This is a genomic window from Simiduia agarivorans SA1 = DSM 21679 (assembly GCF_000305785.2).
Taxonomy (GTDB): domain Bacteria; phylum Pseudomonadota; class Gammaproteobacteria; order Pseudomonadales; family Cellvibrionaceae; genus Simiduia; species Simiduia agarivorans.
Map to the genome: position 1 here is coordinate 4,254,529 of NC_018868.3, position 23,079 is coordinate 4,277,607.

17 protein-coding genes are annotated in these 23,079 nt (G+C 56.9%); 8 read left to right on the forward strand and 9 right to left on the reverse strand.

The features are described from left to right. Positions 1 to 35 precede the first annotated feature (35 nt). On the reverse strand, positions 36 to 2,156 hold the full coding sequence (locus M5M_RS19035) for a TonB-dependent siderophore receptor (protein ID WP_015049147.1): 2,121 nt from the start codon (positions 2,154 to 2,156) through the stop codon (positions 36 to 38). A 340-nt stretch (positions 2,157 to 2,496) separates the two neighbouring features. On the opposite strand from M5M_RS19035, the gene M5M_RS19040 reads away from it, so the two are divergent. Genes M5M_RS19040 through M5M_RS19050 form a run of 3 tightly spaced genes read left to right on the forward strand, consistent with a single transcriptional unit; the run spans position 2,497 to position 5,695 of the window. Next, positions 2,497 to 2,859 (forward strand): FHA domain-containing protein, encoded by a 363-nt coding sequence (locus M5M_RS19040; RefSeq protein ID WP_015049148.1) that lies wholly within the window; start codon positions 2,497 to 2,499, stop codon positions 2,857 to 2,859. Between the two features lie 59 nt (positions 2,860 to 2,918). Further along, positions 2,919 to 5,294 carry a serine/threonine-protein kinase gene (locus tag M5M_RS20530; protein ID WP_015049149.1) on the forward strand — a complete coding sequence of 792 codons (2,376 nt, stop codon included), beginning with the start codon at positions 2,919 to 2,921 and terminating at the stop codon, positions 5,292 to 5,294. Positions 5,295 to 5,341: 47 nt separating this feature from the next. Continuing rightward, positions 5,342 to 5,695 carry an FHA domain-containing protein gene (locus M5M_RS19050; RefSeq protein WP_015049150.1) on the forward strand — a complete coding sequence of 118 codons (354 nt, stop codon included), beginning with the start codon at positions 5,342 to 5,344 and terminating at the stop codon, positions 5,693 to 5,695. 168 nt (positions 5,696 to 5,863) lie between these two features. On the opposite strand, the gene fdxA is transcribed toward M5M_RS19050, so the two are convergent. Both fdxA and mutS read right to left on the reverse strand, forming a co-directional pair. Continuing rightward, positions 5,864 to 6,187, reverse strand: coding sequence for a ferredoxin FdxA (gene fdxA / locus M5M_RS19055; protein WP_015049151.1), 324 nt, complete (start codon positions 6,185 to 6,187; stop codon positions 5,864 to 5,866). A 147-nt stretch (positions 6,188 to 6,334) separates the two neighbouring features. Beyond that, the gene (gene mutS / locus M5M_RS19060) at positions 6,335 to 8,956 is read right to left on the reverse strand and encodes a DNA mismatch repair protein MutS (protein ID WP_015049152.1); all 2,622 of its coding nucleotides are present in this window, start codon (positions 8,954 to 8,956) and stop codon (positions 6,335 to 6,337) included. Between the two features lie 89 nt (positions 8,957 to 9,045). Here mutS and M5M_RS19065 point away from each other — a divergent pair, with 89 nt between their 5' ends. The 3 genes from M5M_RS19065 (at position 9,046) to M5M_RS19075 (ending at position 11,252) form a co-directional block, all read left to right on the forward strand. After that, positions 9,046 to 9,534: a CinA family protein gene (locus M5M_RS19065; RefSeq protein WP_015049153.1), complete on the forward strand. Its 489-nt coding sequence runs from the start codon at positions 9,046 to 9,048 to the stop codon at positions 9,532 to 9,534. 139 nt (positions 9,535 to 9,673) lie between these two features. Beyond that, entirely contained in the window at positions 9,674 to 10,717 is a 1,044-nt protein-coding gene (gene recA, locus M5M_RS19070; RefSeq protein WP_015049154.1) for a recombinase RecA, read from the forward strand. Between the two features lie 67 nt (positions 10,718 to 10,784). Further along, entirely contained in the window at positions 10,785 to 11,252 is a 468-nt protein-coding gene (locus M5M_RS19075; protein ID WP_016389958.1) for a regulatory protein RecX, read from the forward strand. A gap of 206 nt (positions 11,253 to 11,458) precedes the next feature. Here M5M_RS19075 and M5M_RS19080 read toward each other — a convergent pair whose 3' ends face one another. Continuing rightward, positions 11,459 to 12,253 carry a transposase gene (locus M5M_RS19080; protein WP_015049156.1) on the reverse strand — a complete coding sequence of 265 codons (795 nt, stop codon included), beginning with the start codon at positions 12,251 to 12,253 and terminating at the stop codon, positions 11,459 to 11,461. A 250-nt stretch (positions 12,254 to 12,503) separates the two neighbouring features. On the opposite strand from M5M_RS19080, the gene M5M_RS19085 reads away from it, so the two are divergent. After that, positions 12,504 to 13,376 carry a protein phosphatase 2C domain-containing protein gene (locus M5M_RS19085; protein ID WP_015049157.1) on the forward strand — a complete coding sequence of 291 codons (873 nt, stop codon included), beginning with the start codon at positions 12,504 to 12,506 and terminating at the stop codon, positions 13,374 to 13,376. On the opposite strand, the gene M5M_RS19090 is transcribed toward M5M_RS19085, so the two are convergent. The 4 genes from M5M_RS19090 to M5M_RS19105 form a co-directional block, all read right to left on the reverse strand. Beyond that, entirely contained in the window at positions 13,373 to 15,742 is a 2,370-nt protein-coding gene (locus M5M_RS19090; RefSeq protein ID WP_015049158.1) for a penicillin acylase family protein, read from the reverse strand. The genes M5M_RS19085 and M5M_RS19090 overlap by 4 nt on opposite strands. A 120-nt stretch (positions 15,743 to 15,862) precedes the next feature. Next, positions 15,863 to 17,017, reverse strand: a complete 1,155-nt coding sequence (gene nagA / locus M5M_RS19095) for an N-acetylglucosamine-6-phosphate deacetylase (RefSeq protein ID WP_015049159.1) — start codon at positions 17,015 to 17,017, stop codon at positions 15,863 to 15,865. Continuing rightward, positions 17,018 to 18,073, reverse strand: a complete 1,056-nt coding sequence (locus tag M5M_RS19100; RefSeq protein WP_244431049.1) for an SIS domain-containing protein — start codon at positions 18,071 to 18,073, stop codon at positions 17,018 to 17,020. Positions 18,074 to 18,150: 77 nt separating this feature from the next. Next, positions 18,151 to 19,170 carry a LacI family DNA-binding transcriptional regulator gene (locus tag M5M_RS19105; protein WP_015049161.1) on the reverse strand — a complete coding sequence of 340 codons (1,020 nt, stop codon included), beginning with the start codon at positions 19,168 to 19,170 and terminating at the stop codon, positions 18,151 to 18,153. Positions 19,171 to 19,337: 167 nt separating this feature from the next. Between M5M_RS19105 and pgi the strand changes: the two genes are divergently transcribed. Beyond that, positions 19,338 to 20,981 carry a glucose-6-phosphate isomerase gene (gene pgi, locus M5M_RS19110; protein WP_015049162.1) on the forward strand — a complete coding sequence of 548 codons (1,644 nt, stop codon included), beginning with the start codon at positions 19,338 to 19,340 and terminating at the stop codon, positions 20,979 to 20,981. Here the strand turns inward: pgi and M5M_RS19115 are convergent. Next, on the reverse strand, positions 20,951 to 23,065 hold the full coding sequence (locus M5M_RS19115; protein WP_015049163.1) for a prolyl oligopeptidase family serine peptidase: 2,115 nt from the start codon (positions 23,063 to 23,065) through the stop codon (positions 20,951 to 20,953). The two genes, pgi and M5M_RS19115, sit on opposite strands and share 31 nt — an antisense overlap. Positions 23,066 to 23,079 lie beyond the last annotated feature (14 nt).

The window sequence follows — 23,079 nt, forward strand, 5'->3', positions numbered from 1 at the left end:
GGGGCAGTGCCCCCTTTATTGATCCGTGGTGAGTATCAGAACTGCCAACGCGCGCTCAGTGTGGCGGTGCGTGGCGCGGCGTACCAGGCCTGCTCGTATTTCACCGAATTGAAATATTTTTCGTTGGTGAGGTTGTCCACATTCAATGCCAGCGTCAGGTCTTCAACCACCTCGTAGAAGCCGTGCAGGCCCAAGACGGTGTAGCTGTCCTGCTTGATGCGGCCGAAGCCAGATTCATAGTAAATGTCGTCTTGCCAGCGCAAGGAAGCGCCGGTGGTCAGGCGTTCCATGGGTTGCCAGCTCAACAGCATTTTCACTGTGTTGCGTGGAATAAACGTGCGGGCATCTTCACCCTGCTGGTCTTTCATATTGAGGTGGGTGGCACCCGCCTGCAACGACAGGGTGTCGGTGATGTTGCCTGAAAATTCAATTTCTATGCCCTCGGACTCCACATCCACACCGCGGTAAATGGCGTAAGTGAAATCGTCGGAGTAATCGGTGTCGTCAATGCCATCGCCGTCGCCGTATTCTTTGAATTCCTGCAGGTTGGATTGTTCGGTGCGGAACAGGGCCAGAGACAGCAGGCTTGAATCAAAGGATTTTTTCAGACCGATTTCGTAGCTCTTGCCTTCGGCCGAGCCGAGCGACTGGATGTCTTCGCCCAGCACATACTGCGGCTGGTAAATGTCGCTGTAGCTGGCGTAGGCGTTGAGCCCGTCTACCAGCTCCCAGGTAACGCCCACATAGGGGCTGGAACCGTCTTCGTCGCTGTTGGTGGAGACGCCGTAGCTCACGCCTTCGTTGGTGTAATCCACCGCGTTAAAACCGAGAATCAGGTTCAGGTTTTCGGTGACGGCCAATCGCACCGAACCATACACGCGGTTCAGATCGATATCCTGATGGGCGGCAAGGTAGGGCGCATCGAACGTGGGGCGCGCGACTTCGGTGCCGGTCCAGCCGGGGAATGCCGGCATGGGTTGGAAACCCGTGAGTGCGCTGTGGGCAAAGGCTTCGGATGCGCTACGCGCGGTTGAAACGCCCAGGTTAACGCTGTGTTCCTGTCCCCAGGCTTCAAAGCTGCCCTGCAGGTTGGCATCGAGGATGCGCTCTTTGCGGTTGTCATCGTACTTGCCGGGATAGCTTAAGAGACCAAGGCCCGTGTCCGGATCGAGACCGGTATTGGAGTAGATGTAAAACAGTTCGGAATTTTCTTTGTACACGTTGTGCATGCCGGTGGCGGTCAGGCGCCAGTCGTCACTCAGCTGCCAGCCCAATTCCACGAAGGCTTCATCGCGCGATGTGTTCCAGTGCGTCCAATCCATGCTGGTGCTGGTAGACACCGGATAATCGGCCTGGGTGCCATCGTTGTAGATCACCGGCAGCGCGCCCCAGAGTACGCCGTCGCTGTCGTAATCCTGGCGTGTGTAGCCAGCAGACAGCGTGAGGGTATCGGTGAGCTGGCCATCCACGATCACCGAGCCCAATGCCCGGTCATTTTCATTAAGATCAACCCAGCTGTCGCTTTCGGCGTAGACGCCCACGAGGCGCGTGGCCCAGCTGCCGGATTCGGTCAGCGGGGTGGAAATATCCACCTCGGCGCGGCGATGGCCGTAGGTCCCCACGCTCACGTTGGTGTGGCCCATGAATTCATTGGTGGGACGTTTGCGCACATAGTTGACGGTGCCCGAGGGGTTACCCAGGCCGGTGATCAATCCGTTGGACCCTTTGATCACCTCAACCCGCTCGTACAAAAACGTGTCCAGGTCACCCACCACCAGCGTGCCGAAGGGCATGCCGATGCCGTCGATGTGCATGCTGGTGATGTCAAAACCACGGGCGTTGTAGTAGGTGCGGTTGGTTTCCGAGCGATCCACGTTTACCCCGGGTGTCATTGCCAGCAGGGTGTTGATGTCTTTCAGGCCGAAGGCTTCGATGGTATCGGCATCGATAATCGACAGGGATTGCGGCGTATCGAACGCATCCATATCCAGGCCCGTGGCACCGCGGCTTTTGCGGTCGGCGCGGATGGCGGTAATGGTAATTTCTTCACTGAAGCCTGCCGTTGATTCGGCGGCCAGAAGCGGGGTGGATTGCAGTGTGAAGCCGGCAATAACGGCGTTGGCGGCCAGAATGGCGCGGTTCAGGGGCTTTTTCATTGTTTTTTCCGGGGGTTGATGTTTGCAGTGGCCGGCATTGTAGCACCTGCTAATAGTAATGAGAACGGTTATCATTAAATAATGTGGTCGGTAAGGTATCGATACTGTTTGTGCGAGAAGATGTGTTGATGACGACGAGGGGCTTTTCCGTGAGGTGGTGACAGGACCCGCACCCTGCGTGCGTCGGAAGAGGCCGAAGTGCATTGCTGAAAACGTTTTTTCGCGCACTGGCTAACAGCCTGTGCATTAATTCGACTGCATTGGTCTTAGCAGTGTTAGCATCAGCGGATAATCTGGATCGTGGGCGTGGTGCCGTGCGATCTGCCTGAAAGAGGTTGGTATGGCATTTTTACAACACTGCCTCAATGGCGGCCTGGTGGCGCACTATGCATTGGATTCTGCCATTACGTTGGGCCGGTCAGAGGATAACGATGTAGTACTGGAAGACGGCACTGTGTCCGGTCACCATGCCCGCATCAGTGTGACCGATCAGGGCGAGTTTCAGTTTGAAGACCTGGGCAGTACAAACGGCCTTCAATACGAAGGCAAAAAAGTCAGTAACGGCATATTACAGGCGGGCAAATGGCTGTCTGTAGGTTTACACGAGTTTACCCGCGTGGAGACGCTGCCGCAGGGGATGGAACAAACCTTGCGCATCAAGAAAAGCTGGATTCCGGGCGTTTATTACACCAGCGAAAAATAATCCGGTTGAAAGCGTCAGGCTGAGGGTTAAACTGGCGCAAACAATAATGGGTGTAGTCTATGTCCTGGTCCCGCGCTTTGGGGCGTTTCCTGCTGTCCTCTCATGTGGTGTATCTGCTGTTGGCCTGTGCATTTGTGGTTTCTGCGCATTGGCCGGTCGTTGCCCGTGGCTGGATAGACTGGCTGGATAATCGCACCCTGTCATTGGGTTACAGTCTTCAAGCGCAACCTCAAGCGGCCTTGTCTATTGCGGTGGCCGAGGTTCCTTCCGCAACGTTTCAGGCATTTACCCGCGAACCCCTGCAAAGTCCGCTGCTGGAAGGGCTCGAAAACCTGCGCGCGCTGCACAAGCCCTTTCATGTGTTCTTATCTGCACCGGTGTGGACCGATCAACTCGCCGGGTTGGGTAACGCGCAAGCCTTGGCCGACGCGCTGGCCACGCATCAGGCGGTAGATGCGGACGCTCAGGCGATGCTTGGACTACTGGAGCAACTGGCGCGCTGGCATCGGTTTCGCACTGATGGTTCGTCGCTTTGGTTTTTGCCTGCAGGGCTGTTGCCGGAGGCGTCAGGTGAGCCTTTGGATTATACCCCGGGGCCTTTGTCGCAGCCTGGCCCCCTCAACTGGTTATTGGCGGTGAACCGGTTGCCGGAATCGGCCCTGAGCCTGGGATGGCAAATGCGCGGCTATCAATTCGTGGGCGATGGCGCCAGCCAACCCCTTTGGTGGCAAACCCACACGTTCCAGCGTATACAAGGTGCGCCCTTGTTGCTGGCGGCACAGGCCCGGTCACTCACCGGACTCAATTGGCAGGCCGGCACCCTCAGTGCTTCGCCCGACTGGCGAAGGCCGGTAGGGGCTAGCGGCCTTATCCCGGTGGACTGGCGGCTTGCGCCAACGGCCGTGGACATGATGGCTATCGGTCGCCATCTGGATGGCGTCGACCTGGTGCTTGTGGCAGAAGAGGGGGACCCGCTACCGTTACAGGTTGCGGCCACTGCCAACACGCTGTTGACAGGGCATTACCCCATTCAGCATCGCTGGGCCTGGGCCAGCCAGCCCTTTTGGCCGCTGCTGTTGTGTTTGCTCACTCTGCCTCTGTGGCGTTCCGCATTGTTATGGCCGGCATTGGTAGGCAGTCTTCTGCTCACCGGTTTGCTGGTGGCGTCGCAACTTTTTGCCCACGTGGGGTACGGTGTCTGGTTGCCCACCGGCGCTCTGGTGTTGTGGTTGTGGTCCGCATTGGGCTGGCGGCTATGGTGTGCCTGGCGTGGCCGCAGTGAGGCGCGCCTGGAACGCAGCTGGACGCAAGCCTGGCAACGTTTGGTGCGCGAAAATATCAATAGCGGTAAGCTGGCTGAGGCAGAAGCGCAGTTGCTGGAGGCCACTCAGACGAGAGAGTCTCATTGGCAATTGCCGGTCTGCATGGAGCTGGCGCAGGCATTTGAAAAACAGCGCCGTTACGATCAGGCCGAAAAGCTGTATGAAAGCATTGTCGCGCGCGCGGGTAACTTTCAGGGTGTGACCGAGCGCCTGCAGCGCCTGAAGACCTTGTCCGGTGGGGGTAGCCTGGAGTCCACATTGATTATCGATGAGCAGATAATCAACAAACCGGTGCTTGGGCGTTATGAAATACAACGCGAGCTGGGACGCGGTGCCATGGGTATTGTGTATCTGGGTCGGGATCCGAAAATTGCCCGCATGGTTGCCATCAAAACCTTGCAGTACAAGCAATTCGACGCGTCGCAGCTACCCGAGCTTAAAGCCCGGTTCTTCCGTGAGGCCGAAGCCGCGGGCCGGCTCAGTCATCCCAATATTGTGTCGGTATTTGATGTGGGTGAAGAGTCTGATCTGGCCTACATAGCCATGGATTACGTACCCGGCCGGGCGCTCAGTTTTTATACCGCGCCCAACCGGCTGCTGCCGGTACCGATTGTTTACGGCTTGATGGCCAAAGCCGCCGATGCATTGCACTACGCCCACAAACACAAAATTGTTCACCGCGATGTGAAACCGGGCAATCTTTTGTATGATCCCGAATCTGGCCGGCTGAAAGTGAGTGACTTTGGCATTGCGCGTTTAGTGGATAATTCCAAAACCCGTACCGGCGATGTGATGGGCAGTCCTTTATATATGTCGCCCGAGCAACTCAAAGGCGACAAGGTGAGCGAAGCCGCAGATATTTACAGTCTGGGTGTTACCATGTATCAATTGCTGACCGGTAAGCTGCCTTACGATGGTGATACCCTCGCCAATCTGACTTACCAGATTTTGAATGCCAAACACGCGAGTGTGCGCAGCCACCGGGAAGAGCTACCACCCAGCGCCACGCGCATAACCAACAAGGCGTTGCAGAAGTCACCGGCAGATCGATTCAGCTCCGCCAAGGAAATGGCCGACACCCTGCGTAAATCACTGGCGCGGGATTTTGATTAAGTGCATGCCATTGGGTATGCAATGATGAAAACAGTAAAGAGGTTGTTATGGCGGTTTTAGCGCAACTTATAGACGACGTGGTGGTCAATAAATTTACTTTGGATGACGAACCCTTGACCATTGGCCGGCACCCGGACAACCGCGTGCAGATTGACGATGGTGCCGTCAGCGGCCGCCACGCGGTGATCAGCCGCAAACCCAATCCGGATTTTCCGCAGTATGCCGAGGTGGTGCTGGAAGACCTTGGCAGTACCAATGGCACGCGTGTGAACGGCGAAAAAATTACCGGCAAAGTCACGCTCAGCAATGGTGATGTGGTACGCATTGGCTGGAACGATTTCAAGCTGATGGACCCGAAAGAGCGCAACCTGGGCAGCACCGTGCATATGTTGCAGGATTGATTGGAGCGTAAAGTGTGGTGGAATGCGCTTCGCTTATTCCACCCTACGTTTAATTGTAGGGTGGAATAAACGCAGTGCATTCCACCTTCGGAGCGCATTCCACCTTCGAAGCGCACCCATAAAAAAACCGCGCCAAGCGCGGTTTTTTTTACAACCTGACCAGAGCGATCAGCGCTCCAGGTACTGTAATTTACCCGGTACGCCGTCCCATTGTTCAGCATCGGCGGGCGAATCTTTCATTTCGGTGATGTTGGGCCATACCTGCGCCAATTCGGCGTTCAGTTCCAGGAACACTTCCTGACCTTCGGGTAGCTCGTCTTCGGAGAAGATGGCGTTGGCCGGGCACTCGGGTTCGCACAGGGCGCAGTCGATGCACTCATCCGGGTGAATCACCAGGAAGTTAGGGCCTTCGTAAAAGCAATCCACCGGGCAAACTTCCACACAGTCTGTGTGCTTACACTTGATGCAATTTTCACCCACTACGAATGTCATGCTGCGAACTCCGTCTTCTCATACGCCAAATCGGGGCGGCATTCTACCGCAATAGATAGGGCCTGTTAACCATCTTGGCTTGGACTTTCTTGCCAGAAAACCGGTTTTTTGCCGGCTTTCTGGAAGAATAAATCTCATTTACATTCCTCAGAGGGCTTTTTTAAGCGCGTACAAAAGCTCCAGTGCGGCGCGTGGGCTCAGGTCATCCACATCGAGTTTGCCCAATTGGGTAATCACCGGGTGGGGCTCGGCGCCAAATAATTCGGCCTGGAACGGATCGACGGGCTGTTTGGCCGGGGTCGGGGTTTTGGCGGGCGCAGGTTCAACGGGCGCCACCGCGGCGGGTACCACCGTGGCATGGCTGCCGGCCTCCAGCTGTGCCAGCTGTTCGCGCGCCAAGGCCAATACCTGCGCCGGGATGCCGGCGAGCTTGGCCACCTGTAAACCAAAGCTCTGGCTGGCCGCACCTTCCTGAATGTGGTGCAGGAACACCAGATTGTCGTTGTGCTCAGTGGCGGTGAGGTGCACGTTGGCGATACCGCTGACTGTCTCCGGCAGGCTGGTGATTTCGAAGTAGTGGGTGGCGAACAGGGTAAAGGCCTTGATCTGCTGGCCCAGGTGCAGGGCCGCGGCCCAGGCCAGGGAAAGACCGTCGAAGGTGCTGGTGCCGCGGCCCACTTCATCCATCAATACCAGGCTGTTGGCGGTGGCGTTATTCAGGATGTTGGCGGTTTCGGTCATTTCCACCATGAAGGTGGACCGGCCAGAGGCCAGGTCGTCTGAAGAGCCGATACGGGTGAAAATGCGATCCACCAGCCCCAGTGTGCACTCGGTGGCCGGTACAAAGCTGCCAATCTGGGCCAGCAGCACAATCAGGGCGGTCTGGCGCATGTAGGTTGATTTACCGCCCATGTTCGGGCCGGTAATCACCAGCATGTGACGTTCCGGGTTGAGCGTGAGGTCATTGGCCACAAACGGCTTGCTCGATACCTGCTCCACCACCGGGTGGCGGCCGGCGACGATATGAATGCCGGGTGTTTCCGCCAGTACAGGTTTGGTGAGGTTCAGGCTTTCGGCCCGCTCGGCCAGCGAGCAAAGCACATCCAGTTCCGATACCGCGGCTGCGGCATCCTGCAAGGCCACCAGATCGGCATTGAGGGTTTCCAGCAGCTCGTCGTACAGCGCTTTTTCGCGGCTGAGTGCACGGCTTTTGGCCGACAATGCCTTGTCTTCAAAGGTCTTGAGTTCCGGTGTGATGTAGCGTTCGGCGTTTTTCAGGGTCTGGCGCCGCACATAATCGGCCGGCGCATCTTTGGCCTGGCCTTTGCTCAGTTCGATGAAATAACCATGGACCCGGTTGTAGCCGACTTTCAGGGTCGAAAGCCCGGTGCGCTCGCGCTCGCGGGTTTCCAGATCAATCAGGAACTGGCCGGCATTGGTGCTGATGTTGCGCAACTCGTCCAACTCGGCATCAAAACCTTCGGCAATGACACCGCCTTCGCGGATTACCACCGGCGGGTTTTCCACCAACGCGCGATCCAGCAGATCCACCAATGCGGGAAATTCGCCGATTTGTGTGGCCAGCGTTTTCAGGTGAGCGGCGTCGGACGGCTTCAGCTGTTGCTGCAATTGAGGGAAGCTGGCCAGCGAGCTCAACAGGCGCGACAAATCCCGCGGGCGGGCCGAGCGCAAAGCCAGCCGGCCCAGAATGCGTTCCATATCGCCCACTTGCTTTAAGGTCTGGCGCAGGGGCTCAAAGGTATAGTCCGACAACAGCCAGCTGATGGCGTCCTGCCGGCGCACCAGCAGTTGGCGATCGCGCAAGGGCCGGTTGATCCAGCGCCGCATCAGGCGCCGGCCCATGGCGGTGACGCCGGTATTCATTACCGACAGCAGCGTGTTCTCCTCGCCCCCGCCCAGATTGGTATCCAATTCCAGGTTGCGGCGGGTGGCAGCGTCCATGGCCACGGCTTCCTCGCGGTTTTCGTGGCGCAGGCTGCGGATATGGGGCAGGGCCGTACGCTGGGTTTCGCGTGCATAGGCCAACAGGCAACCGGCGGCACCGAGGGCAGTGACCAGATGCCCGCAGCCGAAACCGTCCAGATCCTGGGTGCCGAATTGCTGGTTCAGCAGGCGCGTGGCGGTGTCGAATTCAAACTCCCAGGGCGCACGCCGGCGCAGGCCCCGTCGCCGGCTCAGGCTTTCCAATTCTGTCAGGTCATCGGCCACCAGCACTTCGGCCGGGTTCAGGCGCTGCAATTCGGCGGCAAGCGCTTCTTCGCCTTCTACTTCCAGCAGCACAAAGCGGCCGGTGCCTATGTCCAACAGGGCAAGACCGAAGGTGTTTTCGCGCTGGCACACGGCGGCCAGCCAGTTGTCCTGCCGTTCGTCCAGTAATGCTTCATCGCTCACGGTGCCGGGTGTGACGATGCGCACCACCTGACGCTCCACCGGCCCCTTGCTGGTGGCCGGGTCGCCAATCTGCTCACAGATGGCCACGGATTCGCCCAGTTTCACCAGCCGGGCCAGGTAGCCGTCGGCCGCGTGGAAGGGAATGCCGGCCATGGGTATCGGGTCGCCGTTGGATTTGCCGCGCGCGGTCAGGGTTACGTCCAGCAGCTCGGCGGCTTTCTTGGCATCGTCAAAGAACAGTTCATAGAAATCACCCATGCGGTAGAACACCAGCTCGTGGGGGTGTTCGGCTTTGATGCGCAGGTATTGCTGCATCATGGGGGTGTGGTTGGACAAATCTTGAACGGCCTGGGTCATGGGCTTCAGGGTGCTTCCGGTGATGGTTTTGGTACGGGGATAAAGCCGGTTATTCTACGCAAATCGACCTCAACCATAAATGCGTATTCATGACTGATTCTCTCGATGCTCTTGCAGACCAGCTCGGCCAGCTGCTCAGTGCCCGGGGCCAGCGCGTGACCTGTGCCGAATCCTGCACCGGCGGTGGCGTTGCCGAAGCCATCACCCGTGTGGCGGGCTCCTCCGGCTGGTTCGACTGTGGTTTCGTGACCTATGCCAACAGCGCCAAAGCGCAGGTGTTAGGGGTGGATTCCGCTTCCCTGGCGCAGCACGGCGCGGTCAGTGAAACAGTGGTGCGGGAAATGGCGGTGGGCGCGCGGGCCCGTGCTGGTGCTGACTGGGCAGTGGCTACCAGTGGGATTGCCGGCCCCGGTGGTGGTACGTCCGATAAGCCGGTAGGTACTGTGTGGATTGGCGTGGCGGGACCCGATGACCATACGGGGGCCTGGTGTTTTCACTTTGCGGGTAACCGGTCCGGAGTGCGCAAGGCCGCCACCGAGCAGGCGCTGGCACTCCTGATTCAACAAATTACTGTATAACCGTATAGTACTGGTTGCACATACAGTAAATGTGCAGTATGCTTTTCCTCACTGAATACAAGCTAACAATACAGCTGGCTCCGCCGGCTGTGGGCTAAGGCCCGATAATTAACAAGATCAAATGAAAAGGGTTTCACACATGGACCAGAACAAAGAAAAGGCATTGCAGGCGGCGCTGTCTCAAATCGAGCGTCAATTCGGTAAAGGTACCGTGATGCGTATGGGCGACCGCGAGCAGGTTGCCATTCCGTCCATTTCTACCGGCTCTCTCGGGCTGGACGTGGCGCTCGGTATTGGTGGTCTGCCCAAGGGCCGTATCGTTGAAATTTATGGCCCAGAGTCCTCGGGTAAAACCACGCTCACTTTGCAGGTGATTGCCGAGGCGCAGAAGGCCGGTGGCGTGTGTGCGTTCGTGGATGCTGAGCACGCGCTGGACCCCATTTACGCTGAAAAACTAGGCGTGAATGTGGATGAACTGATTGTGTCCCAGCCCGATACCGGCGAGCAGGCCCTTGAAGTGGCCGACATGCTGGTGCGTTCCGGCGCGGTTGACGTACTGGTGGTGGACTCTGTTGCCGCGCTGACACCCAAAGCGGAAATTGAAGGCGAAATGGGCGATCACCACGTGGGCTTGCAGGCGCGCTTGATGTCGCAGGCGCTGCGTAAAATTACCGGCAATATCAAAAACGCCAACTGTCTGGCGATTTTCATCAACCAGATCCGGATGAAAATCGGCGTCATGTTCGGCAACCCGGAAACCACTACCGGTGGTAATGCGCTTAAGTTTTACTCATCCGTTCGTCTGGATATCCGCCGTACCGGCGCGGTGAAAGATGGCGATGAGGTGATCGGTAACGAAACCCGCGTGAAGGTGGTGAAGAACAAAGTAGCACCGCCCTTTAAACAAGCCGAGTTCCAGATTCTGTACGGTCAGGGCATTAACCTGCAGGGCGAAATTATCGACTTTGGCGTCAAGCTGGGTTTGATTGACAAAGCCGGTGCCTGGTACAGCTACAAGGGCGACAAAATCGGCCAGGGCAAAAATAACGTGGTGAAATTCCTGCTGGAAAACCCCGATATCCAGAAGGAAATTGAAACGCAAGTCCGCGCGGAATTACTGGGCGGCAAAGTTAAGGCAACGTCCTCTTCTGATGAAGATGCAGTGGAGGAAATGGATTCCTAACGATTGTTAGCTTGCCTCGTGGGCTGGCCAAGGTCAGTGCCACGAGGTCTTTTTTGGGAGAGCCATTATGGCGAGGTGCGCAACAGAGGGGGAAGTGCTGGACGCTGCAATACGATTGCTGGCGCGGCGCGAATACTCTGCCGCCGAACTGCGTCGTAAGTTGGAGGCCAAAACAGATCACGCCGCTTGGATAGATGCCGCTATCGAGCGTGTGCAATCCCTCGGTTATCAATCCGATTGTCGCTATACCGAGAGCTTCATTCGTTATGCCGTCAGCCAGGGCAAGGGCCCGGTCTGGATCCGCTATCAACTTCAACACAAAGGTCTGTGTGAACAATTGGTGTCGCAACAGTTAGCGGATGCCGATGTTGACTGGGATCAGTTGGCAATGGAAACCCTGGCTCGCCGTTTTACCCATGCAGGGACGGATGCAAAAGAGCGAGCGAAACAATACCGCTTACTATCTGGTCGCGGCTTCAATCCTGACTCGGTCCGCAAAGCCATGGAATCACTGCCAGAAATCATGTGTGATTAGCGTTGTGTGCAATGGTGCGCGCAGTCTGCCGATACTGCCGATGGTCTTTTAGACGTCTGCTACAGACCTGCCTGAAAAAAAACGTTAACGCGCAATGCCTGGTCTTTTCATCGGGCGAGAATTACCTGCCTGCAAGGGCGATCTTTGTTCCCCTGTTTCGCAATCCTTCCTGATGGTTTCCGCAGGATCATTGATCGGCGTTGGCGTCAGATCAATGCGGCTGAATCAGTCGTCACCTCATCATCCGTCGTTTTTTCCTGCGTGCCCGGTGCAGAAGGTTTTAGGGTGGCAGGTTGATGGGTTTTTGCTGCGCTTTTGGTTTTTTTGGGGCGGCCGCGCTTTAATGGTCGGACCCGCTGATTGGCAATTTTTTCGATGCGCTCTTTGAATGCATCACCACCCAGGACCTGCCCCAGTTTGACCGTTTCGGCGATGTAGGTAAGCAAACGGCTATCAAACGCGTAGTGGAACAACTTTCGGTACGCCTGTACCCGTTCGCGGGCGGTTTTACCCAGAGCGATGTACAAACGGTGGTCTTTGATCAGGTCACTTTTATCGAGCGAAGCATGAAAATTAAAGCTGGACCACGGGTATTCGCCTGGCTCATTGGCCAGCCCCAAATACATGGGCTTGAGTTCAACGTATCGATAGCAGGTCAGCAGATAGGATTCAGAATCGATCAGACTGGCTTTGTAGCGACCACCCCATAATGTGCCGGAGCGCTTATACCGGTGATTGACGTATTGAACATAGCGCCTGCCCAATGACTGCATCATTGACGAAAGGCCTTGCTCTATGCGAGGCGTTGCCAGAAATTGCACCATGTTGGGCAGTAAAACGTAGGCATGAATATCCACGCGGTATTGCTCCGCGGCGGTCTTCATGCTCTGCAGATAAAACTCGTAATCTTCATCGTCGAAAAAACAGGGCAGATTGTTGTGGCCCGTTTGAACAACGTGTTGAGGAATATCAGGTAAATTAAGCCGGGGTAATCGCGCCATACCAGCAAACAGTCCTCGTTTGTCGTGCGTCCGTGTCTTTTTGCATCCCTGCTGGGCGCGGGCAATTATCGCAAAACTGATTTACCAATTTCAAATTAGTTAGTGGTTCACTAGTACCAACTGATGCGGTTAACCGCTCGAGGATCGAGCATATTGTGATCGAGTTGTCCTTTTGGCTTCTGTTTGCCAAAGTCTTTAGGCTAGAATGCGATCGCTGCAGAGCAGCCTGACTTATGCAACGGATTGAATCATGGAACCCAAGGACAATATTCGGCTGGCCATTAATGGACGTACAGACATAGGCCAGGTCAGAGGGGAAAACGAAGACCATATCGGTTGGTACAACCATCCCGCATTGCCATTTGGTTTTGTGATCATTGCAGACGGGATGGGTGGTTATACCGGCGGTGCGAGAGCCAGTGCTTTGGCTGTCAACGTGATTGATCGCCACCTCAAAGCCATTCCCGATCCGGGGTTTCAATCCTGCACACCCGATCAGCAGCTGTTGATGATTCATGCAACACTGATGGAAGCATTCAGCGCTGCAAACCAATCGATTCTCGACGCCAAAATTGACAATCCTCAACACGCCAATATGGGCAGTACAGTGGTCGTGGGTGTGTTGTGGGAGCAACACGTGACGATTGCCCACTTGGGTGATTCCCGTGCTTACTTATGGAACCGCGATGGGTTGGTTCAGCTGACCCGGGATCACAGTCTGGTCCAGGAAATGGTTGATGCAGGAACCATGACCGAGTCCCAAGCGCGCACCAGTGGTGTCCGTAATCATATTACCCGGGCGTTGGGTGTCACTGAATTTGTTGAGCCCTCCATGAACTCTTACCGGTTGGAGCAGAATACTTTATTGATGTTCTGCACTGACGGCCTGACAGAGTATCTCGATAATCTTGAATTAGAGCATGTGTTGTCCACACACAGGCCTGCGCTCGAGTGTTGTTATCGGTTCATCGCAGATGCAAATCAGCAGGGTGGTAAAGACAACATCAGTGTGGGGATTATGGAGTTTACCTTGCGAGATCAATCCCGGGCCGAAACGACATTTCCCAAAGCACCTGCTGGCACCGGTGAAGATGTGACGTTACGGCCGGGTGCGGGTCTTTAATTCGGCACCAACGTGAGCCGGTGTTTTGTGGGGCCCTTCAACCAGGGTGATGCATTACCCTCAACCCAATCCTGATGGCCTTTGCCGAAAAACGCTGACAAAGGGTGTGCACTCTGACCGGTAGCCATATGAAAATAGGCCTGGTCTTCTTTGCCGGGTGAAACGGCAAAGCGTTCGCTGGCGCCATGCGTGGGTGTTTGAACCCGCGGCATGTGGGTATCGCCACGCAGAGGCTCGTTTGGCATTGAAAGCCACCAGTGAATGGGTGCAACAAAGCGCGCCATAGGGTGTTGAATAATGACACGATTGGCCTCGCCCCAGGTGTCGTTGGTCAGCGTCCCATCCGCAAACAAAGGTTCGACCACTTGCTTCATGGCAAACAGTTCCAGTTCATGCCAGCTGTTGAAATCTTTGTTAAGCAAATGTGCAGGTCGCAGGCTGAGCATTTGCCAGAGCGGGTATTCGGTCTGGCGGTTGGCGTTGCTGTAGTTGAACGCCGGGTCCTTGCTCATCATATAAGTTTCCAGCGGCGCAATGGCCAGTTCCATTATTTTCAAACGGCTCTCACGTACCAGGCGATAGCTCACTGATTCGATCGCTGCAAACCCTTGCCAGTTACTTAACTCGATTTGCATGGCCTGCAGGGCAGGCGTCAGGTTTTCCTCTGCTGCTAATGTTTTCAGCAGATGGTCGCGCCAGGGTTTGAGAAAACGGGCTTCGTCATCCAATTGCAGTGCAAGCATATCGGCTTCATCAAAGTTGTCGCCGGCCAGCAACCGGTCACGGATCTGTTGCTGGCGAGCGCCAAGGGCGTAGGCCGAGTCGCCCATGCGTTCAAACGCATCACCGCTCAGCGTCCGGGCATTGGCCGTCCACAACCGATGATTGAGCGGTTTCACTACTGATGGATGTTCTTCTGCAGTGCGGAAACCGTCCCAACTGGCGCCGGTTTGGCTCCAGTCTTCCGGCAGCTTGCCATCGGTGCCTTGGCGATTGGGGAAAGGCCCGGCGATGGTCCAGGCAATGTTGCCGTCTTTGTCTGCCAGCGCCAGATTCTGATGCGGTATGCCTATCTGCGGTGCCAGCGCAACGGCCGCTTCCACTGTGTTGGCGGTTTCCAGGGCCAGGGCATTCATGTTGGCACCTTGGTGGAAATGCGCTGTCCAGATCATGGCCAGCATGCGGTTGTCATCGTCGCGGCCGATGACCGGGCCCCAATGGGTACGCTTGACCTCGAAGATTTCCGTCGCTTGTCCTTTGACCAGAATGTGTTCCTGTTCAATATCAAAATCCCGCCAGCCGTCTGCGGTCAGGTATTGGCTTTCGTCGTCGTTGGTTTGCAAGACAATCACATCCGACCAATCGCCCTGAGTATTGGTAAAGCCCCAGGCCAGGTGCGAATTGGAACCGGCTACCAGCAAGGGCGTACCGGGCAGGGTGGCGCCACTGATCAGGCGTTGATCATCCGGCAATCGCCACTGTGCCCGGTACCAGATGTTGGGTACGCGCACCGCGAGGTGCATGTCATCGGCGACAATGGCGCCACCATGCTTGCTGACTGCACCGGCTACTGCCCAATTATTGCTGCCCACCACCATGTCTTCACTGACTTGTGGCCGGTACACCATGCGGCCCGGATCGCTCAGGTCGGCCCAGCCATGTTCGGGTAGCGGCGCGCTCGCCAACTGAGTATTGCCTTCGTCATCCGCTACGAGCGGCGCGTCCCACTGACCGCCTTGTTGGGTAAAAAAAGCGTAAAGATCAGCGGGCAGATGTTGCGCCAGCGTGCCACGGCTGCGTTCAAAGAGAGCCTGATCGTCCTGTAATACGAGGATCATGCTGAACACGGTGAGCATGCTGTCTTCATCGCGCCATGGGGTGGGGGAATGGTTCAGCAATGTGTATTCAAAGGGCGCGCGCCCGAGCGCGGCCAGGCCCGCGTTAACACCTTCGGTATAGGCGCTCAGTATTAGCTTTTGCCCGGCCGAGAATTGCGCAATAGTGGCACTGGCGCGTTGCCGGAACTGATGGGCGCGTACTTGTTTGTCGTGTTTGAGTGCGGCTTCACCAAACAGTGCCGATAATTCACCGGCGGCGTTGCGACGCTGCAGATCCATTTGGAAAAATCGGTCTTGGGCATGGGCAAAGCCGAGACCAAAGGCGATGTCGGGGCGAGTGGTTCCGACAATTTCTACCAGTCCCTGCTGGTCGCGTTCAATGGAGACCGCAGCATTCAGCGCGTCCACCTGCAGGCTCCCGTCCAATACCGGCAGGCTTTGTCTCAGCATCAGATAAACAATGGCGGCCGCGATCAACGCAATCGCCAATAATCCGACCAAAGATCTGAATAGAATCTTACCCATCATCGCGCATACCCTTTTGTGCATTTATTGTTGTTAATGCGCTGAGTCTACCAGCTGGATTCGTGCGCAAGGGCTTTATTTGTGACCCGCCAACCACGCAAGCGATTGGCGGTGGTAAGCGTATTACGGGTGCTCGTAGCTGCGCAGCTGGCCGTTGATCCAGCTGTGAGTGACGCGGAAGTGGTCATCAAATGCGATCAGGTCTGCCTGGTATCCGGCGCGCAGATAGCCCAGCTTGTGATCCAGTCCGAGCATGGCGGCGGGGTAGGCAGAGGCCATGCGCAGCGCTTCCCCCAATTCCACGTTGAGCAATTGATGGGTGTTTTTGACGGCGCCCATCATATCGAGATCGGAACCGGCCAGCGTGCCGGTCGCGGTGGCGCAGCGGCCCGCTTCTGCCACGATGGTTTCCCCGTTCAGGACAAAGCGTTTATCGGTGGCGCCTACGGTTGGCATGGCGTCGGTCACCAGGATCATTTTGCCGCGTACCTTGGCCTTTAGTGCCACACGCAAGGTGGCCGGGTCCACATGGTAATTATCGACGATGATGCCGCACCAACTGTTGTCATCTTCCAGTGCCGCGCCCACCACACCCGGCTCCCGGCTGGTCATCGGGGTCATGGCATTGAACAAGTGGGTAAAGGCTTTCAGACCGGCGTCGAGCGCCTGTCGGGTTTGCGCGTAATCCGCGGCCGTGTGACCGGCGGCCACAATGACGCCGGCAGCGGCCAGCTGCGCAATGCGCTCCGGGCTTGTCCGCTCGGGCGCCAGAGTCACATAAGTGATGCCACGCTTGAGCGAAGTCAGTAGCGCGATGGCCTCATCGTCGATCTGGCGGAAGACGGCTTCGTTGTGCACCCCTTTGCGGGCGGGATTCAGGAAAGGGCCTTCCAGATGTACGCCCAGCACGCCTGCGGTGTTGCGGCTGACGGCCTCGTCAACCGCGTCGATGGCAGCCTTCACCACGGCCAGGTCGTCGCTGATTAATGTGGGTAAAAAAGAGGTGGTGCCCAGCGCTCGGTGGGCATCACCTATGGTGCAAATCGCTTCGACAGTAGGTTGGTCATTCAGCAACACGCCACCACCGCCATTGACCTGGGTATCGATCAGGCCGGGTGCCAGTCGGCGTCCGTCCAGTGCAACCGTTTCGCAGCCGTCGGGAAGCTGATCCAAGGGAACCAGGGCTTCAACGCGCTCGCCGGCCAGAATCAGGGCGTGATCCTGCAACCAGTGTTCGCCGTCAAAAATACGTGCGCCGGTGAGTGCCGTGAGTGTCATTTACAGTGTCTCCGTAACCTTGCGCAGATGCGGTGGTTCATCGGGATTGTAACCGCGGGCCACCGACAGTGCGTTGGCCATTCTGTAAAAACTTTGTACTGCCAGCAATGGCGCAATGGCCGGGTGGGCGCCGTGAACCACGGGCAGGTTGGCATTGCCATAAGATTTTTCGCTGGCCACCAGCACCTGGGCATCGCGGGCCTGAAACTCTTTGATGAGGTCGCTGAAGCCCGAATAGGTCTCATCCTGTTGTGACAACATGAGTACCGGGAAACCACTTTTAACGATGGCCATGGGGCCGTGCTTCACCTCGGCAGAGCTGAATGCTTCGGCATGCAGGCCGCAGGTCTCCTTGAATTTCAGGGCAGCTTCCTGGGCGATGCCAAAGCCCATGCCGCGGCCGATGACAAACAGGTTGTTGGCGGATTTGAGCGCGTCGACCGCCTTGCTCCAATCGCATTGCCAGGCCTGCTTTAATGACGCGGGCAGCTGCTTGAGCGCGGCCCCCAGTAATTCGTCACCGCTCCACTCGGATACCAGATGCAGGACCGCTGACAGGGTGGCGATGTAGGATTTTGTCGCAGCCACGCTCTTTTCCGGGCCAGCGTGCAGGGGAATAACCAGATCGGCAAGCGTTGCCAGCGGCGAATCTTCCACATTGACAAACGCCAAGGTGAGCGCGCCGGCGGCCTTGGCTTTTTCAACGCCGGCTAACAGATCGGGGCTTTTGCCCGATTGGGAAATGGCAATGTAGAGCACCCCCTTGAGTCGCTGGGCGGCACCGTAAACAGAGCTCACCGAAGGCGAGGCCGACGAGGTGAGTGTGCCGGTACGGGTCTCAATCAGGTATTTTGCGTAGGTGGCGGCATGGTCGGAACTGCCCCGGGCCATGGTCACCACGGCTGCAGGATCAAATGCACGGATCTGCTTAACGGCCTCGGTTACGCGCTCGGCGTTAGCACTGAATTGACGCGCGACAACCTCATGTGCGGAGGCGGCCTCCTGAAACATCAGGGTTTGCTCGGGGTTTAAGGTTGAAGCGTTCACAGCCATCATGGGAAATCCGTCAGTAATGAGACAACGTTGTCATTGTTGCGAAAAAACAAGGGGCTGTAAAGCCCCTTGTTGGGTCATCATGCGTTGGCGGTGGAATCCCGCACCACCAGTTTCGGGTAAAACCCCTGACTGGGCGCGGCCTGACCAGCATCGCGGCCGGTGCGGATATCATTGATCAACAGCTTGGCCGCGGTCTGGGCGATGGTGTTGTTGGGCTGTTGTGCCGTGGTGAGTTTGGGCCAGGCCTGGCGGGAGAAAGGCGAATCCTCAAAGCCGACAATGGACAATTCCTCCGGTACCGCTACACCCAGGATGCGCGCCGCAAACAGGGTACCGGCGGCGATTTCATCGTTACAAGCGAATATGGCCGTGGGGCGATCGGGCCGGGAGAGCAGCGCGCGGGAACGCTCGATACCGGATTCAAAGGCGTATTCACCCGGCAGCATCAGATCTTCGTCTATGGGCAGTCCGTGCTTCTTGAGTGCATCCTTATAACCTTCAAGACGTTCGGTGCTGGAGGCGTGCTCCAGGTCACCGCCGAGAAAACCGATGCGGGTGTGGCCCAGCCCGATAAGGTAATCCGTGATGTCAAAACCGGCGGTGCGGTCATCGATAAATACACAGGGCGAACCGGCATCGGGTGCTTCCGAACCGGATAAAATACGCACAAACCGGACATTCTTCTTGCGCAGGGCATCGATAACGTCGGGTGTTTCCGACAGCGGCGGCGTCAGTACCAGCCCGCCGACGCGCGAGCGGTCCAGCATTTCATTCAATTCGTTCAGGATGTCCGGCGAGCGGGCATCGCAGGGGTGGATCACCAGTTCGTAACCTTCAGCGCGGCAGGTTTGCAGAATGCCGTTCTGCATGTCGATCACGTAGTTACTGTTAGGGTTATCGTAAATAAAGCCAATGGATGAGGCGGCACCGCGCAGAAGGCGCGCACCCAGATTGGGTTGGTAGTTTAATTCTTTGACTGCGGCCCAGACTTTATCCTGTAACTCCTGCCCCACACTGGGTTCGCGGTTGATGACCCGCGATACGGTCTTAAACGAAACGCCGGCGAGTTTTGCCACGTCCTTGATGGTTGCCTTCATACCGAAGTGGAGCCCTTAGAGTCGAAATAGATAATTGGACGCTAGGTTAGAGCCTAAGGGCAGGCCCCGCAAGGGAGAATTGTCTGGCGGGTCACCCGCTTGACAACGTTGTCATAATGTTGGCTAATATGACAACGTTGTCACCAAAACAAAGATTGGCCCAGAATATGACTTGTCGCACCCAACTGCCCGAATGGCAAAACCTCGCCCAGCACGCCCAACGGCTCAAAAAACAGCGCATAGCGGATTTGTTTGAAGATAGCAGTCGGTTTGATGCGTTTTCCCGCCCTATGCCCTTTGGGCTGTACGACTTCTCCAAAACCTTGTTGGATCAACCGGCTCTGGAGGCGTTATTGGCGCTGGCGCGCAAGGCCGGTGTGGAAGGCGAGCGCGCGCGCATGCTGGCAGGTGAGCCTTTCAATGCCACCGAGCAACGTGCGGTGCAGCACATGGCGTTGCGGGCGGCGGCCGATCGCCATCCGCACGCGCTGGGCCAACCGGTGCAACCCCAGATTGATGCTGAACTCGGTAAGATGGAGCAGTTCAGTGATCAGGTGCGCCAAGGCCGTTGGCGTGGCTACAGCGGCAAACAAATCACCGATGTGGTGGCCATTGGCATAGGCGGATCGAATCTGGGGCCGCAAATGGTGTGTGAAGCCCTGGCCAGCTATGCCGAGGGGCCAGCGCTGCATTTTGTCAGTAATGTGGATGGCGTTCAGATCAGCCGGACGCTGGCCGCACTGGACCCTCAAACCACGTTATTTGTGGTGTCTTCAAAAACCTTTACCACGCGCGAAACCATGGCCAATGCCGCAACCGCCCGTCGTTGGTTGGTCGCCCACGGTGGCGAGGCGGCAGTGGCGCAACACTTTGTGGCGGTCACCTCGGCGGTGGATAAAGCCCGCGCAATGGGTATTTCACCGGACAATATTTTTGCCATGTGGGATTGGGTGGGAGGGCGCTTTTCGCTCTGGTCTGCCATCGGTCTTCCCATTGCGCTGTATTTGGGGATGCCCATATTCCGTCAGATACTGGCGGGCGCGCGCGTTGCAGACGAGCATTTTACCGACGCACCGCTGGAACAGAATGTGCCGGTATTGATGGCGCTATTGGGTGTCTGGCACATCAATTTTCTCGGCATGCCGACCCACGCGATATTGCCTTACGACCAGGCGTTGAAATATTTACCGGCCTATTTGCAGCAGGCGGAAATGGAAAGTAACGGCAAGTCGGTCACCCGCACCGGTAATCCGGTGGCGTACGACACGGGTGCGATTGTGTGGGGGCAATTGGGGATTGATGGCCAGCATGCGTTTTATCAGTTGCTGCATCAGGGCACCCATGAGGTGGCGTTGGATTTCATCGGTTCGGCGGTACCGGTAGCAGCGCCAGAGGGGCATCATGAACAATTGCTGGCAAATATGTTTGCGCAAACCCAGGCGTTGATGAACGGATGCGATGTGGATGCCGTGCGCAAGGATCTGCTGGCGCGCGGATACAACCTTGACGCGGTTGAACAATTGGTGCCGCACAAAGTGCATCGCGGCAATCGCGGCAGCTGTACATTTTTGCTGGACAAAATTACACCAGCGTCATTGGGCAGTTTGGTCGCGCTGTACGAACACAAAATCTTTGTCCAGGGCGTACTCTGGGATGTGTGTTCGTTCGATCAATGGGGCGTGGAACTGGGTAAACAACTGATTGCCGGTCTGGAGCAGCAATTGACCGGTACGGAGCCGCCCCAGGGACAGGACAGCTCCACCACCGGCTTGATCAATTACTACCGTAAACTGTCCCACAGTAAGGCGTAGCTGAGTGCTACCCGGCGCGCCAGCTGGTCTTTGGTGCTGGCGCCGCCGTGGCCGCCTTCGCGGTTTTCGTAATAGTAAACGGCTTGACCCATGGCATCCATGCGAGCCGCCATCTTGCGGGCATGGCCGGGATGGACCCGGTCATCGCGCGTAGAGGTATAAAACAGAATCGGCGGATAGTTCACATTCGCCTTCAGGTTTTGAAATGGCGAATAGGTTTTCAGCCAGTTCCATTCTTCCGCAATGTCGGGATTGCCGTATTCCGCCATCCAGCTCGCGCCGGCCAATAAGGTGTGATAGCGCTGCATATCCAGCAATGGCACACCGCAAATTACGGCGCCGTAAAGTTCGGGGTGTCGGACCATGGTGGCGCCTACCAGCAAGCCACCGTTGCTGCGACCTTCAATACCCAAATGCGCTGCCGAGGTGATTTTGCGCGCAAACAGGTCGCGTGCAATGGCCTCAAAGTCTTCATAGGCCTTGGGTCGGTTTTGTTTCAGTACCGATGCATGCCAGGCCGGACCGTATTCACCGCCGCCCCGGATATTCGCCAATACAAAAACGCCGCCGCGCTCGAGCCACAGTTTGCCGTAGACGCCATTCAGGTCTTCATAGGAACCTGAGTAACTAGGCTTGAGCGACACGCGGAAGCCACCGTAGGAAAACATATGGGTGGGATTTTTGCCGTCCAGGGCCAGGTCTTTGCGTTTGACCACAAAGTAGGGCACACGGGTGCCGTCTTCCGAGGTGGCAAAGTACTGCAGGGCCTCCATATTGCTGGCGTCAAAGGTCGCAGCCTGCGAAGTGGCGAGGTTTGCGTTTAAATCGGTGTCGACATAATACAAGCTTGGGGGCGTGAGGAAATCTTCATAGCGCGCAAAGAAAGCGCCGGTTTTGAACTCGCTGGTTTCTATGGTCAGCGTGCCTTGTGCCGGCAAGTCAATGACTTTTGCAGACCACTGGCCATCGCGCAGTTGATAAAAACGCGCTTCGGATTTCACGTCCACCAATCCGATAGCCACAATGCCGCGTGCGCTCGCCACCAATTCTTCTACCACGAAGCGGTCGCTGGCTTCGATCAGCACTACAATGTCGTGCGCTGCCGATTTTTCCGGTGTCACCAGGGCACTGGGTTTGATCAGCAGTACGCTACCGCGGGTGAAATCGCGGCCGTTAAAGGACCAGTCATCCTTGAGCTCGACCAGTAGTTTGCCCTTGACCAGATCCGAGATCACAGCGTTGCTGGGCAGTGCCAGCCGCTGCAGTTTGCCATCCTGCAGTTGGTGATAGTTACGTTCCCAGAAATTGGTGGATTCGGTAACCAGATCCAATGTGTTCTGGCCATCGTCCAGGCGGGTGGCGCTGGCCGAGACCGAATTCTTGGCGGCTTCGTGAATGCGCATCGCGTCATCCAGCGCTGTGCCTCGTTGCCAGATTCTTACCTGGCGCGGATAGCCGGAGTCGGTGAGCGAGTCGGCGCCGAAATCGGTGCCCACAAACAAATGGTTTTCATCCATCCAGCTGACGTTGCTTTTCGCCGCGGGAAGAAAGAAACCGCCATCGATAAAATTCAGGTCCCGGGTGGAAAACTCGCGGATCTCACGGCTGTCGCCACCGCCTTCGGATAAGTGCATCAGGCAGCGGGTGTACGCCGGTGCCAGACAATCAAGGCCTTTGAATACCCATTTTTTGTTTTCCCGAGCCGACAGAGCATCCAGATCGAGCACGGTTTCCCAGTTGGGGTTGCCGGCGGCAAATTCGCTGACCGGGCTGCGGCGATACACGCCGCGGATGTGGGTCTCGTCCTGCCAGAGGTTATACACATACTGGCCTTTCAGGCTGATATGCGGCAGACGGTCTTTGGCGTTGAGTGTTGCCAGCGCCCGATCAAATAGCTGCTGATAATCACTTTTTGTTTCAAGTGCAGCCTGTGTGCGGGCGTTGGCGGCATCCACCCAGGCCAGCGCCGTTTTGTCTTCTACCCCTTCCAGCCACTGAAAGTCATCCGGTGTCTGGTTGCATGCGGTCAGTGCCAGCGCTATGCCCAGCAGGCCGGGGCGGAGAAGGCGGGTAAGTTGGGACATGGGGTTTCCTCGTT